10 protein-coding genes, 2 pseudogenes and 1 riboswitch are annotated in these 14,182 nt (G+C 34.6%); of the genes and pseudogenes, 10 read left to right on the top strand and 2 right to left on the bottom strand.

The window, feature by feature from the left end; translation table 11 throughout:
- Nucleotides 1-28: 28 nt before the first annotated feature.
- The 4 genes and pseudogenes from dprA to K5Q12_RS02195 all read left to right on the top strand — a co-directional run bounded on the left by dprA (nt 29) and on the right by K5Q12_RS02195 (nt 4,074).
- Nucleotides 29-895: a DNA-processing protein DprA gene (gene dprA / locus K5Q12_RS02210; RefSeq protein ID WP_220742096.1), complete on the top strand. Its 867-nt coding sequence runs from the start codon at nt 29-31 to the stop codon at nt 893-895.
- 40 nt (nt 896-935) lie between these two features.
- Nucleotides 936-3,005, top strand: coding sequence for a type I DNA topoisomerase (gene topA, locus K5Q12_RS02205; RefSeq protein WP_220742095.1), 2,070 nt, complete (start codon nt 936-938; stop codon nt 3,003-3,005).
- Between the two features lie 178 nt (nt 3,006-3,183).
- A pseudogene (locus K5Q12_RS02200) lies at nt 3,184-3,819 on the top strand (PTS system mannose/fructose/sorbose family transporter subunit IID); the annotation flags it as partial.
- A gap of 15 nt (nt 3,820-3,834) precedes the next feature.
- Nucleotides 3,835-4,074, top strand: a complete 240-nt coding sequence (locus K5Q12_RS02195) for a PTS sugar transporter (protein ID WP_246570454.1) — start codon at nt 3,835-3,837, stop codon at nt 4,072-4,074.
- Nucleotides 4,075-4,147: 73 nt separating this feature from the next.
- Here the strand turns inward: K5Q12_RS02195 and K5Q12_RS02190 are convergent, their stop codons facing one another.
- A complete protein-coding gene (locus tag K5Q12_RS02190) occupies nt 4,148-4,696 on the bottom strand; it encodes an NADPH-dependent FMN reductase (RefSeq protein ID WP_220742094.1) in 549 nt (182 codons plus the stop codon).
- Between the two features lie 951 nt (nt 4,697-5,647).
- Here K5Q12_RS02190 and K5Q12_RS02185 point away from each other — a divergent pair.
- Complete coding sequence (locus K5Q12_RS02185; protein WP_220742093.1) at nt 5,648-6,280, top strand: L,D-transpeptidase; 633 nt, start codon at nt 5,648-5,650, stop codon at nt 6,278-6,280.
- A gap of 18 nt (nt 6,281-6,298) precedes the next feature.
- Here the strand turns inward: K5Q12_RS02185 and K5Q12_RS02180 are convergent, their stop codons facing one another.
- Nucleotides 6,299-7,504 carry an MFS transporter gene (locus tag K5Q12_RS02180; RefSeq protein ID WP_220742092.1) on the bottom strand — a complete coding sequence of 402 codons (1,206 nt, stop codon included), beginning with the start codon at nt 7,502-7,504 and terminating at the stop codon, nt 6,299-6,301.
- A 406-nt stretch (nt 7,505-7,910) separates the two neighbouring features.
- Between K5Q12_RS02180 and K5Q12_RS02175 the strand changes: the two are divergent.
- The 5 genes and pseudogenes from K5Q12_RS02175 to rpoD all read left to right on the top strand — a co-directional run.
- Nucleotides 7,911-8,714 (top strand): annotated as a pseudogene (locus tag K5Q12_RS02175) (pyridoxal phosphate-dependent aminotransferase); the annotation flags it as partial.
- Nucleotides 8,715-8,900: 186 nt separating this feature from the next.
- The gene (fabI, locus tag K5Q12_RS02170) at nt 8,901-9,656 is read left to right on the top strand and encodes an enoyl-ACP reductase FabI (protein WP_220742091.1); all 756 of its coding nucleotides are present in this window, start codon (nt 8,901-8,903) and stop codon (nt 9,654-9,656) included.
- A 113-nt stretch (nt 9,657-9,769) separates the two neighbouring features.
- Nucleotides 9,770-10,591: an oxidoreductase gene (locus tag K5Q12_RS02165; RefSeq protein ID WP_220742090.1), complete on the top strand. Its 822-nt coding sequence runs from the start codon at nt 9,770-9,772 to the stop codon at nt 10,589-10,591.
- Nucleotides 10,592-10,883: 292 nt separating this feature from the next.
- The gene (gene dnaG, locus K5Q12_RS02160) at nt 10,884-12,731 is read left to right on the top strand and encodes a DNA primase (protein WP_220742089.1); all 1,848 of its coding nucleotides are present in this window, start codon (nt 10,884-10,886) and stop codon (nt 12,729-12,731) included.
- A gap of 48 nt (nt 12,732-12,779) precedes the next feature.
- The gene (gene rpoD, locus K5Q12_RS02155; protein WP_220742088.1) at nt 12,780-14,078 is read left to right on the top strand and encodes an RNA polymerase sigma factor RpoD; all 1,299 of its coding nucleotides are present in this window, start codon (nt 12,780-12,782) and stop codon (nt 14,076-14,078) included.
- A gap of 58 nt (nt 14,079-14,136) precedes the next feature.
- Nucleotides 14,137-14,182, top strand: a riboswitch (PreQ1 riboswitch).

Below are 14,182 nucleotides of genomic sequence, written 5' to 3'. Positions count from 1 at the left end.
ATCGTAAAATGATTTTGAGGTAATTATAATGAATTTACGGACACAATTATTAGCTATACATTTAACCAAAGGTATAGGGATACAGACTAAGACAAGTCTAATCAAAAAAATTGAAAACAATTTAGTACCCAAACAGTATCCATGGACATTAAATACTGTGTTGGGTTTTTCTGATTCGCGTTTTTATGGTGTAATTCAAAACAGTTATGGAGAAGCATTGCAGCTAGCAAAATCATCAACTGCTGACTTTATTACCTATTTTGATCATCAATTTCCAATGAGATTGCGCGAAATATATCAACCGCCGCTGATACTTTTTTATAAAGGGAACCTTAAGGCTTTGAAATTGCCTAGTTTATCGGTTGTTGGGACACGAATGCCTAGTTCGTATGGATTTCAATCGTTGAAGTACTTAATACCTCCCATTGTACATCAAGGTGTAGCCATTGTTTCTGGGCTGGCAAAAGGGATTGATGAGATGTCTCATCAAGTGACACTTAATGAAAATGGTGTGCCAATTGCAATAATTGGTACAGGAATTGATACTGTTTATCCACGAAATCATGTCACTATTCAACACAATATTGGTGAGACTGGATTAATTTTAAGTGAATATCCAAACGGTACAGGGCCTCGGAGATCGCATTTTCCGGAGCGTAACAGAATTATTGCTGGTTTATCATCAGCTACATTGGTAATTGAGTCAAAGAAAAAATCTGGTAGTCTAATTACAGCAAATGTAGCCCTTCAAAATAATCGCGAAGTATTAGCTATACCTGGTAATATTTTTTCAAAAACATCTGAAGGCACAAATGATTTGATTAGTGTTGGTGCAAAGGTTGTGACAAAACCTACTGAAATCATGGAAAGTGTGCAATTACTTGATACAATCTGATATGCTATATATTAACAAGTTAAATTAAGGCATATATATTATGGTAAACACCGAAAAATCAAAGACAAAAAATAAAACAAAACGTATAGCGAAAAAAACAAAAAAGAACTTAGTTATCGTTGAAAGCCCCTCTAAAGCAAAGACGATTGAAAAGTATTTAGGAAGTACTTATAAAGTCATTGCCAGTTTAGGACATATTCGTGATTTACCTAAATCAACGTTAGGAGTTGATTTAGAAAATGATTACGCACCAAAGTATATTAATATACGAGGTAAGGGTGAGACAATCAAAGGGTTACGCCAAGCAGCCAAAAATGCTAAAAAAGTTTTTCTTGCAAGCGATCCGGATCGTGAAGGCGAAGCTATAGCGTGGCATTTGCAACATGTTTTGAAATTGGATGAAAGTGAAGTTCATCGCGTTGTATTTAATGAAATTACCAAGGATAAAGTGAAAGACGCTTTTAAGTCGCCACGGCTGATTAATCATGACTTAGTTGATGCACAACAAGCACGTCGTATTCTAGATCGTTTGGTTGGTTATTCAATTTCACCACTGTTATGGAAAACAGTTAAAAGAGGGTTATCAGCTGGCCGCGTACAGTCGGTGGCTTTAGGACTGATTATTGAACGTGAAAAAGAAATTCAGTCGTTTGAACCTGAAGAATATTGGACTATTGATGGCCTATTTAAAAAAGGACGATCAAAAATAAAAGCGGCTTTTTGGGGATTAGATGAGAAAAAGCATTCATTACAGGATAACGCTGACGTGCAGGAAGTCTTGCAACGTGTAGACAAACAAAAACCTTTTATTGTTGAAAAAATTAACGCAAAAGAACGTAAACGTAGTCCACAAAAACCTTTTACCACATCAACCATGCAGCAAACAGCCAATACACAGTTAAATTTCCGAACTAGGAAAACTATGATGGCTGCACAACAACTTTATGAAGGTATTAATTTAGGACGTGGTGTTGGACACGTTGGTTTGATTACCTACATGAGAACGGATTCGACTAGAATTTCTTCCGTTGCAAAGCATGATGCAGCGCAATTCATCCATAATACTTGGGGAGAAGAATATTCTCAACATAAAATTGTTAAAGAAACAGTAGCAGAAGGTGTACAAGACGCCCACGAAGCTGTTCGCCCAACGGATGTTACGAGAACGCCAGATAGTATTAAAGATAAACTATCACCTGATCAGTTTAAATTGTATTCGTTAATTTGGTCACGCTTTGTTGCGAGTCAAATGACACCAGAAGTTTTAGACACAATGGCAGTATCCATTGAACAAAATGGTGTCATATTTCGTGCTAATGGCTCAAAAACTAAATTTCCTGGATTCACTAAAGCTTATCCGGCAGCCAAAGAAAAAGACAATGTTTTACCAAATTTAAACGTTGGAGATGAAATTAATTTAGAAAATACCTCAGCAGATCAACATTTTACTCAACCACCAGCTCGTTACTCAGAAGCTGCATTAATTAAAGCGCTCGAAGAAAATGGTGTAGGACGTCCCTCAACTTATGCTCCGACACTTGATACAATTCAACGTCGGAATTATGTTCGAATTGATGCTAAAAAATTTGTTCCTACTGAGTTGGGAGAAGTTGTGCAAACAATTGTTGGTGAGTATTTTCCTGATGTTGTTAATATGAAATTTACAGCACAAATTGAGCATGAGTTAGATGAGGTTGAAACTGGAAACAAAAATTGGGTACCCGTTATTGATGCGTTTTTCAAACCATTTTCAAAAGAGATTGAAAATGCTGAGAAAACGCTTGAAAAAGTTGTGATGCATGATGAACTCGCCGGTACAAATTGTGAAGTTTGTGGTGCACCAATGTTAATTAAGATGGGGAGATACGGTAAATTCCTAGCTTGTGCTAGATTTCCAGATTGTCGTCATACTGAAACCATTGTAAAAGAAATCGGTTTAGAGTGTCCTAAGTGTCATAAAGGTCAGATTATTGAACGTAAGACAAAAAAACAGCGTACATTTTATGGCTGTTCTCGTTATCCAGATTGTGATTTTGTTTCTTGGGAAAAACCAACTAGCAAAACATTGGCTGATGGCACAACACCAAAAGTGGACAATGTTGTTGATTAGTTTTCAAAAAGTTAGTAAGAAACGTTATGTGGTTAACCACATAACGTTTTTATTTTTACATTAAATTAAAATTAGTCATAATAGTATTGTTTTTTCTTGAGACTAGGGGTAGAACATGAACTAGGTTATAGAAGCGCTTACATTATAACCATGAAAATATTACTAAACATAAGAAACTACTGAACCACAATTGGGGTCAATCATTGTCGGTATTACGGCAAGTCTGGAAGAAGCACGTGCTAATGAAGGTAATGTGGATGACACTACGATTAATGGATTGATAGAAGGGTTGATGGGACCAATTGCAGGAATCGGTGATTCACTTGTTGTTGGTACTTTGATTCCAGTTATACTTGGAGTTGCTCTAGGTATGTCAGATGGTGGGTCACCACTAGGTGCTATATTCTATATCATTGTTTGGAATCTTCTGGGTTACTTTGATATGCGATTTGCCTATTTTAAAGGCTATGAATTAGGTGATAAAGCAGTTGGTATTCTAGTTGGCGTACAAGGAAAAGCAATTAGAAAAGCAATTGCTACTGTTGGAGGAATGGTTGTTGTTGGTGTTGCAGCAACATGGGTAACAGTTAAAACATCTTTCACATTGAAAAACGATTCTGGTAAAGCCTATCTTGTGCTTCAAGATAAGTTGGACTCGGTATACCCATGATTACTAACGGCTGCTTTCATTGTATTTTGTTGGTGGCTAATGGCTAAAAAGAACATATCTCCGATTAAAGTAATGCTGATTTTAGTTGTTGTTGAATTGATTGGTGTTGTTACCGGATTCTTCAATCCAGGTTTGAAGTATTAAAAAGGGAATCATTCCATGAATAAAAATGTAAAACTTGGTTTTGAAAATGAAATAAAATTTCAAAAAAGAATGATTAAAAATTTGCAAAAATGGCAATCTGTTTTATCCTCGTTTACTGGTATAGGCATTATTATTGCTTATCTTTTTAGAAAACAGCATTTCGCGTTATTTATATCGGGAATGTCTATTACAATGATCGGAGTACTTTTGATTTTAGTGATAGGATATGCTATTATCATGGGAAAAAGAATTTAGTCAAAATCCTAAATCAATATGAAACAATGTTGCCTAATTTGTAAAAAAAGACTGACTATTGTCAGTCTTTTTTTTATTTGAATTTTGAAGCAAAGTCGGCAAACTGTTTTCCAGCATTTGCTAAAAATACTTTTGTATCCTCATTATTAACTTCGCCAGTTTCATCATCAGTTAATGATTGAATATTACCAATATAAAGCTCAGGTTGTTGTAATGTAGGCATGTCTAGAAAAACAAGAGACTGACGTAAAATGTGATTAGCTAGTACACCAGCAATACCTGATAATGATTGCGATGCAACTAATGCTGGTTTGTCCGCCCAAGAATTTTGTCCCCAAGGTCGAGAAGCCACATCTAACGCATTTTTTAATGCTGCTGGAATACTACGGTTATGTTCTGGTGTTACAAAGATAAAAGCATCTTGTTCACGTACTTGAGCGCGAAAGTCATCATATATCGCAATAGATTCTGAATCATAGTCTTGATTATACAGAGGTAAATCACTAATGCTTAAGTAAGTTACCTCTGAATTATCGGGGAGTCCTTTAACAATTGCCTCAGCAACGCCTTTAGAGTAAGAGTTCTTTCGAATTGATCCTACGATAACGCCGAATTTTGACATAATATTTTCCTCTTTTCAGTTACTAAAAGTAAGTATACATTGTAATCACACATTTTGCAACTCTAATTTTTTATTCATTTTTTATTTGAAAACTCCGGTACGAAGACAATCTAATCAAATAGAATATAATGATAGTCCAAAATGAAGAGTGTTTATGAACAATATTTCAATAGTAGGTCATTTGTCTATGTTGTATTAAGTACTGGAGTATATATTACTAATCTTGAAAGACCAATCGCAAATCATTAGATGCTAAAAATCAAATCACCATGATGATCTGAAATCAAATGATAAAGAAAATGGTTATAATCATAATTATGGAGGATATTATAATTAATAATTTTGGTGTAGTATGATTAATATACAGGGTGAGTATATATGCAGTGCTAATGAGTAAAGCAAATGCTAGCATAGCATGATCACTAGGATAAGAAAAACCTTTTGAACCATCAGGACGTATTCTACCAAATAAAGGTTTGACAATCATGTTGACAATGAACGCTAATAAAGTAGTTCCTGAAATAGCAATGACACTGTATATGCCTAAATGAAGTTGATTTTGATTTTAGAAAAAACTAACAGACAATCACTAATGGCGAAACCATAGAATAAGTCAGTTTCTGGTGAAAAGAATTTATCAAATTTTTTAAATAGATGTTGTGTATGATGAGGCGTTTGTTGGAAAAGTAGCTGACCAAAATGGTCGATCAATAGGTGAAATTTGTTTTAACCATTATAGAAAGTATGATAAATGATATTAAACAGAGAGCTAGGGCAATAAGATAAGTCTTTTTTCTGTTCATGTGTAAATTATCCTTATTATTAATTTTTAAAATTATACATCTTATATTCGAGTAATATAGAAGCATATGTTGTATATTTAATCCTATTAGTGCTACAAATTTACTGATTATAGTTGGACTATAAAAGTAGGATTTTCTCGGGGGATTTATGAATAAAAATAGGGAAATAGTTATTGGGATTTTTAGCATAGTTTTAATTGGTATTCTATATTATGGTTTTAGTAAAGTCCATTTATTGACTTCAAGGAAAGAGCAACCAACGATCAGCAAAAATAGTGATAGAGTGTCAACAAAAACAGCTACTCAAAAAGATAATATGAGGACAATGACTGGGAATTATTATCTATACTCATCTCAACTAACACCATATCCAAATATAAAAAATTATCAAGAAACGCAATTACAATTATCAGTAAATATTAATAAACAGCGTACTTATTTAATAGATAAAAACAATGGTAAAATACTATATACTTTTTATTGTTCAACGGGAAAAGATAATACTACACCCAAAGGGCAATATAAAATTGAGGCTGAACGAGGAGATCATTTTTACAATACTACATCAGATGAAGGCGCTAATTATTGGACATCTTGGAAAGATCACGGTATTTATTTATTTCATTCTGTTCCTGTTGACCATGCAGGTAATTATATTCAGACTGAAGGTAATGAATTAGGTAAGAAACCTATGTCGCATGGGTGTGTTAGGCTATCTGTGTCGGATGCGAAATGGTTAAATGCAAATATACCATTTGCAACTTCAGTAGTCATTAAATAAAAAAGCATGATTAATTAATCATGCTTTTTTATTTAATTGTTTCTCTTTTTGATAAAGAAGTGTGCTGACACTGATACAGATAACAAGATTTATTGCTGCTGTAATCAAGTTACTTCTCATTGCAGTCGCTATACTGATTTGAGAAAGCATGCCAGTAATAATTGGTATGGTAAATGATGCAATGCTACCAAATGAAAAGAATATGGCTGTAATGCGACCTTTAGTGGTAGGAAATAGTCTTAAAAAGATGTTTAATCCAATTTGCATGACACCACTTGCAGCAGTCGCTCCGAATATAAATGCTGCTACATTAGTAACTTGATGTTGATGAATGAAGCAGATTACAATCAGTGATAAGAACGCTAGGATGTTCAAAACGACGATCAGATGCCGATCTTTAATGAATTCTTTTTGCATAATAGCGAACATGACCAATACGCCAATAATAGAACCGATACTATACAAAGAAAGTACAAAGTGCCCTTGGAATTGACTCATGCCTAATGTTTTGACGGCAAATAGTGAAATCCATTGCGTAAAATGAATCATTAGAGCCATTGCAGTAAAACCATATACAGCCAACAGTGTCCCAACGACTAGAGGTGTTCTTTCGAATGTTTTTTCCACTGGTTTCATCATTTTCTTTGGTTTAGTATATATTTTAGGAAACTTGAGTGGTAACAGCATTAGAAAATTGATAATCAAAAGACTAGTAGCAAACAAAAAACTCCAGCCAAACCATAGCCTAGAAATTTCTAAGAAACCCACCAATAATGGCAAAATAAATTCACCCAGCGACATCATTGATTTAATGAGAACAGTTGCTGCACCTTTGCCACTATTTAATTCCAAAAATGTTGGGTATGTGGCAGAATCTAAAGCTGAATTGGCCACCCCAGCTAGAATGGTTAAAAGATAGGCAATTTTAAAATTAGTGACAAATGGCATCGTAGAAAAGAAAATGGCATATGTTATCATGCCAAAAGCAAGAATAGGTTTACGTCCAAATTTGTCAGATAATGTACCTAGGATATAGTACGCTAGTATGCGACCGATGCCTATCCCAGAAATCACATAAGAAACTGTTGCTAAAGGTTGTTGCCAGGTTTGACTTAAATGTAACATATTTTGAGTCAAGATGAGTAACCCAATACCGTGGACTAGGTAATTAATATAAAGTACTATACTAATACGAGTTTTTGCAGTAATTAAAATATTATTCATAATTATATTTTCCTTATACCAAATAAAAAGACTAAATGTCTACAACACCTAGTCTCATCTGTTATTCTTGTATTGGGAGTCCGATTACGGTCAATTAATTATCAGAATATTAGGTTTAACTAGATTACTATAATGCATCTAGTTGGGACCTTAAAAAGTGGCTTCAACATTTAGATGCGAACTATCGTGTCCGCATCTAAGCATTGAAGCGGACACTATCTAAAGAAAAAACCATAATAATAACTTGTGTTAGCTGATAAAATTAGACTCATTAAGTTAACTCCCTTTCTGTGAATATGTTAATTTATTTCTCAATTAAAACATGTATCTATCTTTGTGTCAATAGACGTGTTCAAATGTTTTTAAAAATAATTTTTTTAAAAAATAATTTTTTGTGATAAATGCTGAATTGATTCAACTTATAACACGTACTATATTGACTCTGGAATCAGAGATGATTGTAGCTGATCCTACATTTGGTGAATATGCCCTTCATGCTGATATTGAGCAAGCCAAAACAGTTAAGGTACCAGTCAATGCGATTGATGGGCATGTCGCATTTGAAGCCATATTAGCTGCAGTTACGGATAAAACAACAATGGTTTGGTTAGCTAATCCAAATAATCCGACAGGTGTCTTTGAAAAATCTGCTGATATTGAGCTGTTTTTGACTAAGTTGCCCAGTACCGTTACGCTAGTTGTTGATGAAGCTTACTATGATTTTGTGGATGAACCAAATGCAACAGTGGCACCACTCGTAGCACAATATCAAAATTTGGTAGTGTTGCGTACTTTATCTAAGGCATATGGTCTAGCTAACTTAAGGATTGGTTATGGCATCATGCAAGATCCGTTATATACCGCAATGCAAGCTGTGCGTTTGCCATATAATTTATCAACTTATCAAATTGTTGGAGGCACCGCTGCGATTTTAGATCAAGAATATTTGAAACGAAATGTGGCAATTTTCCAATCTGAACGTACTAAATTTCAAAAATTTTTATGTGACCAAGGATTAATGTTTTATGAGTCACAAGCCAACTTTTTTTGGGTTAAGGTTGGGGAAGTTAAAAAAGTTGGGCAAGCGTTATTACAAGCTGGATATCAAGTTAATGATCGTTTGAATTCTGAATGAATTCGTATTGCGCTGGGCACGCCAGATGATAATGAAGGGTTAAAAATTGCACTTCTAGACATATTACACAAATAATTTGCGTTAACTATTTTTATAATTTATGATTACGGAGCTATTTCTGATGACTCTCGATAGTGTCTTCTTGAATGTTTTCAAAAAATGATGATTTGAGAATTATTCATAATTTTAAAATTGCTTCGTTGACAATTTTAATGAATTAGAGCATAGTTTAATAAAGTATAAATTTGAGGTATTTGAAACATGGGATTGTTAGATAATAAAAAAATTATCATTATGGGTGTGGCCAACAAAAGTAGTTTAGCCTTTGGTTGTATGCAGTCAATTATTAATCAAGGTGGGCAAGTCATTTTGACTTATCAAAATGATCGGATGAAGCGCAGCCTAGATCGATTTGTTGATGATTCAGTTTTAAAAGTTGAATGTGATGTTTCTAAGCCAGAAAATATAGAAGTGGCTTTTTCAGATATTGTTCAAAAAGTTGGTAAAGTGGATGGTATTGTACATGCCATTGCTTATGCTGAAAAGAGTGACTTAGATAATAAAGTTACCGATGGTACATTAGATAGTTTTACATTAGCACAAAACATTAGTGTATACTCTTTAATCGCTGCGGCCAAGTATGGTCATGAAATTATGAACGAAAATGGTGCCATTGTAACACTCACTTATATGGGTTCAGAAAGAGCAATACCTAATTACAACGTTATGGGCATTGCTAAAGCAGGTCTTGAATCAGCTGTGCGATACCTCGCACGTGATTTAGCTGATAAAGCTATTCGTGTCAATGCTATTTCGGCTGGTGCAGTCAAAACATTAGCAGTTACCGGTGTTAAAAATCATGGTGATTTAATTAAGATATCAGATGAACGTACTGTTGATGGTGTTGGTGTGACTATAGAAGAAGTTGGCAATACGGCGGCTTTCTTATTGAGTCCATTTGCTAGCGGAATAGTGGGAGACACTATTTACGTGGATAAAGGAACACACCTTATTTAATTTATTTATAATCCTTGGTGGTTCAAAATGAAAGTCATATCTGAAAAGATATGACCTTTTTACTATCATGAAGAGCAGTATTATAGCACACAATTATAAAGGGGATAAAGTTTGTGATTGAAAATAAAGTAGTGCTCATTACAGGAGCCAGTAGTGGTATTGGCTATCAAACAGCAGAATTGTTAGCTAACTTAAATTATCATGTATACGGTGCAGCACGACACGTAAGCAAAATGGAGGATCTTAAAAAAATTGGTGTTAAACCTCTAAAAATGGATTTAACCGATGAATTATCTATTATTGAAGCAATAGCAGAAATTATTGAAATAGAAGGACATATAGATTACCTAGTTAATAACGCTGGCTATGGATCGTATGGCGCGATTGAAAATGTTTCAATAAATGAGGCAAAGAAGCAATTTGATACCAATTTATTTGGACTAGCTCGTTTAGTACAATTAGTTTTACCTTACATGCGTGATAAACATTTTGGACGTATTATTAATATTTCTTCGATGGCTGGTCGTATGACCACGTATATGGGCGCTTGGTATCATGCAACAAAGTATGCTTTGGAAGGGTTTAGCGATGCACTTAGAATGGAAGTCAAACCATTTGGTATAGATGTAATTTTAATAGAACCCGGGGGAATCAAAACAGATTGGGGTATTATTGCAGCAGAAAACTTACGAAAAACATCTGTCAATACACCTTACGAAAAACATGCTCTAGAAGCTTCTAAAAGAATGCACAATCTTTATTCTTCTGATAAATTATCAGATCCCAAGTTAATTGCGTTGACAATAGTTAAAGCAATAACGGTTACAACCCCAAAAGCAAGATATCTATTGGGGTATGGGGCAAAAATGCTAGTTTTTTTGCACACGATGTTACCAACTCGATTGTTTGATAAATTAATTCAAAAACTTGTTTAGTGATTAGGCAGTATTTTACTCAGTAAACTTAAAAAATATTAAAAATGTATTGTTAATTTTTTTATTATATAATTTGAAACTATTATCTTTTCAGAAAGATAACTTTAATGTAATCCATGCTCGTTTTAGTTAACATAATACGATAGACAAAAAACAAAAAACCTTATAATTACAGTGTTTGTAGCGTCTCATACTACTTGACAAAATATGTTGTTATAGAGTAAAATTTTAAGTGACTTAATTATTGTGTCGCAAACTGTAGTTTGCGACATTTGTTGTTGAAAGGTAGGATATGGCCAATAGAATACCGGAATCTTTTATCAGTGAAGTGCGTCAAAAAGTAAATATTGTTGATGTTATTGGTAAGTACACTACTTTAGTTAAGCGAGGACGTCAATGGAGCGGTTCATGTCCATTTCATGATGACCGGCATCCTTCATTATTTGTTGAAGAAAATAAACAAGTATTTAATTGTTTTTCATGTGGTCGGTCAGGTTCTGTTTTTTCGTTTGTGATGGAAAAAGAAGGGTTAACATATCCTGAGTCCATTATTTCTCTCGCTAAAGAAGCTGGTATACCAATAGATAACCAGTTGGTCAATGATGCAACTAAACAAATTAATCCAAGAACTCAAGCAATATATGATTTACACGATGCGGCACAACGATTGTATCAGCATATTTTAACCAATACAACATCTGGAGAACCTGCGTTAAAATATTTGCGAGAAAAGCGTAAATTATCTGATAATATCATTAAGCGTTTTGGTATTGGATATGTACCAGCAGAAAACGTGCTATTGCATTATGCTCAAGAACATAATATTTCTCGGGAAGTGATGATAGCTTCTGAGTTGTTTATTGAAAGTGAATCTGGTGATTTAAGAGATCGTTTTACTAATAGAGTCGTTTGGCCAATACGCACTGTTAATGGCCAAGTAGTTGGATTTTCAGGGCGAACATTGGATGTTAACAATTCAATAAAGTATATGAATAGCCCTGAAAGTACATTTTTTAATAAAGGGAATTTATTATATAATTTTGATCAAGCAAAAAATAGTATACGGCGGACACGTACAGTATTAATATTTGAAGGATTTATGGACGTCATTGCTTCTGATATGTCTGGGTATGCCAATGCTGTAGCAACTATGGGAACAGCATTAACGTTGTATCATGTTAAACAATTAACTCGATTAGTTGATCGTGTTTTATTAGTGTATGATGGCGATGAAGCTGGTCAAGAGGCTGCAAAGCGTTCGATTGACCTTATTAAAAAAGACAATCCTGCAATTGATATTGGTATTATTCATTTGCCAGATCAATTAGACCCCGATGAAGTGCGCGTTCAACGCGGTGAACAATTTTTAAAGCAAGTGCTAGAACAAAACGTTCTGACACCTGTGACTTTTTTGATTGATGCGGCAAAAGGTAACAAGAATTTAAGCAATCAAACACAGTATTTAAACTTTTTGCAAGAAGTCATGCCGATATTGAAGAATGCAACACCTGTAGAACAAGACATTCAACTTACTAATATAGCTAACGAATTTGGTACTTCCAAACAAGCCTTAATTGAGCAGTTGCAACAAACACCAAAAGCTAATATTCAGCCAGTTAAAAATCAGACAAGAAATTTTTCTAACAATGACAATAACTTAGTATCCAATAGTGAACTTGACTATCGTCGTTTTAATAGTGTACCAACGGTTACACAAGTAGAACGTGCTGAACGTGCCTTGATTATGGCGATGATTAAAAAGCCACAAGTGATTCAACAAGTTGAGGAAAAAGTTGGTTTTGCATTTGTGCATTCTGACTATCAACTTCTGATGATGTTGATTAATATTTATCACCAACAGCATCGAGAACCTTTTGATCTAGCTGCTTTTATGGATTTTATCCAAAAACCTGAGTTAAATCAAAAAATAATGGCCATTGAACGAGCATATGGTGAGTTGTCTGTAGAAAATAGTGCTATTGATGACTACATAAAAATTATTGCTCATGATGGACCCATTGATAATAAAATAACACAATTGAAGCAGTCAATTAACATTGCTAAGCAACAACATGATAATGAAAAACTGTTACAATTAACAACGGAACTAATTAATTTAAAAAAACAAAACTCGATATAAGGCCTGCTTAAAACTCTAATTTTAATGGCTCAACAAGGAGAATACTTAATGACAAATATTTCATCTTCGAGCAAGATTTCAGATATCAAGATATATCTTGACGAACAACATATAGTTTATAACAGTCGTGCAAAAAAAGCTGAATTATTGGCCTTAGCTCAAGGAAAGACACCTGAAGAAGCAGCAGCTGCAGGTAAGGCTTCAAAGCCAAAGTCAACTAAGAAATCAGGGATCATCAAAAGCCCTGAGTATGATAAAGCAGTTAAAAGTTTGATTGCTGAATTCAAACCAGCTAAACAGGTAACTTATGCCATTTTGTCTAACCGTCTAGCTGAACCATTTAATCTTGATGGTGAGAATATTGAACGTTTGATGGAAAAAGTTGAAGATGCTGGTGTGGCAATTGTTGACGAAAAAGGCGAACCTGCACCAGAAGTGTTACAAGCTAAGCAAAATAAGCCATCTAAAGAGGAGTTAGATCAAGCAGAGGAAACACCTGCTGGTATTAAAATAAACGATCCGGTTAGAATGTACTTAAAAGAAATTGGCCGAGTTAATTTGCTTAAAGGTGATGAAGAAATAAATATTGCCAAACGTATTGAAGACGGAGATGTTGAAGCTAAACAAGAACTTGCGGAAGCTAACCTCAGACTGGTTGTTTCTATTGCTAAGCGTTATGTTGGCCGAGGTATGCAGTTCTTGGATTTAATACAAGAGGGTAACATGGGCTTGATGAAAGCCGTGGATAAGTTTGATTATACTAAGGGATTCAAATTTTCGACTTATGCAACATGGTGGATTCGTCAAGCAATTACACGTGCCATCGCTGATCAGGCACGTACAATTCGTATTCCAGTCCATATGGTTGAGACTATCAATAAGTTAATTCGTATTCAACGCCAATTACTTCAGGACTTAGGTCGTGAACCATTACCTGAGGAAATTGGTGCCGAGATAGACTTAACACCAGATAAGGTGCGTGAAATTTTAAAGATAGCTCAAGAACCTGTATCGTTAGAAACACCCATTGGTGAGGAAGATGATTCTCATCTTGGAGACTTCATTGAAGATAACGAAGCGATTTCTCCAGCTGATTCTGCAGCCTATGAAATGTTGCGTGATCAACTTGAATCAGTCTTAGAGACACTTACTGATCGTGAAGAAAATGTTTTGCGCCTTCGATTTGGACTTGAAGATGGGCGCACACGAACATTGGAAGAAGTGGGGCGCGTCTTTGGAGTTACTAGAGAGCGTATTCGTCAAATTGAAGCAAAAGCTTTACGTAAGCTTCGTCATCCTAGCCGTTCAAAACAGCTTAAAGATTTTATGGATGATGGAAATAACTAAACAAGTTTAATCTAAAGTCACATTGCGTGGCTTTTTTTACTGTCCTGTGATAAGCTTTTTATTAGCGGTTCATCAACCATCCCGCTTAAAAAAACTAGGAGATT

Origin of the sequence: Leuconostoc palmae (genome assembly GCF_019656075.1) — a bacterium.
Classification (GTDB): Bacteria; Bacillota; Bacilli; order Lactobacillales; family Lactobacillaceae; genus Leuconostoc; species Leuconostoc palmae.
This window is presented reverse-complemented; position numbering and strand designations above follow the sequence as displayed.

Excerpts from the sequence above, each read along its gene's own strand:
- dprA (WP_220742096.1), top strand. The coding sequence starts at position 29 with ATGAATTTACGGACACAATTATTAGCTATACATTTAACCAAAGGTATA.
- fabI (WP_220742091.1), top strand. The coding sequence starts at position 8,901 with ATGGGATTGTTAGATAATAAAAAAATTATCATTATGGGTGTGGCCAAC.
- K5Q12_RS02195 (WP_246570454.1), top strand. The coding sequence starts at position 3,835 with ATGAATAAAAATGTAAAACTTGGTTTTGAAAATGAAATAAAATTTCAA.
- rpoD (WP_220742088.1), top strand. The coding sequence starts at position 12,780 with ATGACAAATATTTCATCTTCGAGCAAGATTTCAGATATCAAGATATAT.
- K5Q12_RS02180 (WP_220742092.1), bottom strand. The coding sequence starts at position 7,504 with ATGAATAATATTTTAATTACTGCAAAAACTCGTATTAGTATAGTACTT.
- topA (WP_220742095.1), top strand. The coding sequence starts at position 936 with ATGGTAAACACCGAAAAATCAAAGACAAAAAATAAAACAAAACGTATA.
- dnaG (WP_220742089.1), top strand. The coding sequence starts at position 10,884 with ATGGCCAATAGAATACCGGAATCTTTTATCAGTGAAGTGCGTCAAAAA.
- K5Q12_RS02190 (WP_220742094.1), bottom strand. The coding sequence starts at position 4,696 with ATGTCAAAATTCGGCGTTATCGTAGGATCAATTCGAAAGAACTCTTAC.
- K5Q12_RS02185 (WP_220742093.1), top strand. The coding sequence starts at position 5,648 with ATGAATAAAAATAGGGAAATAGTTATTGGGATTTTTAGCATAGTTTTA.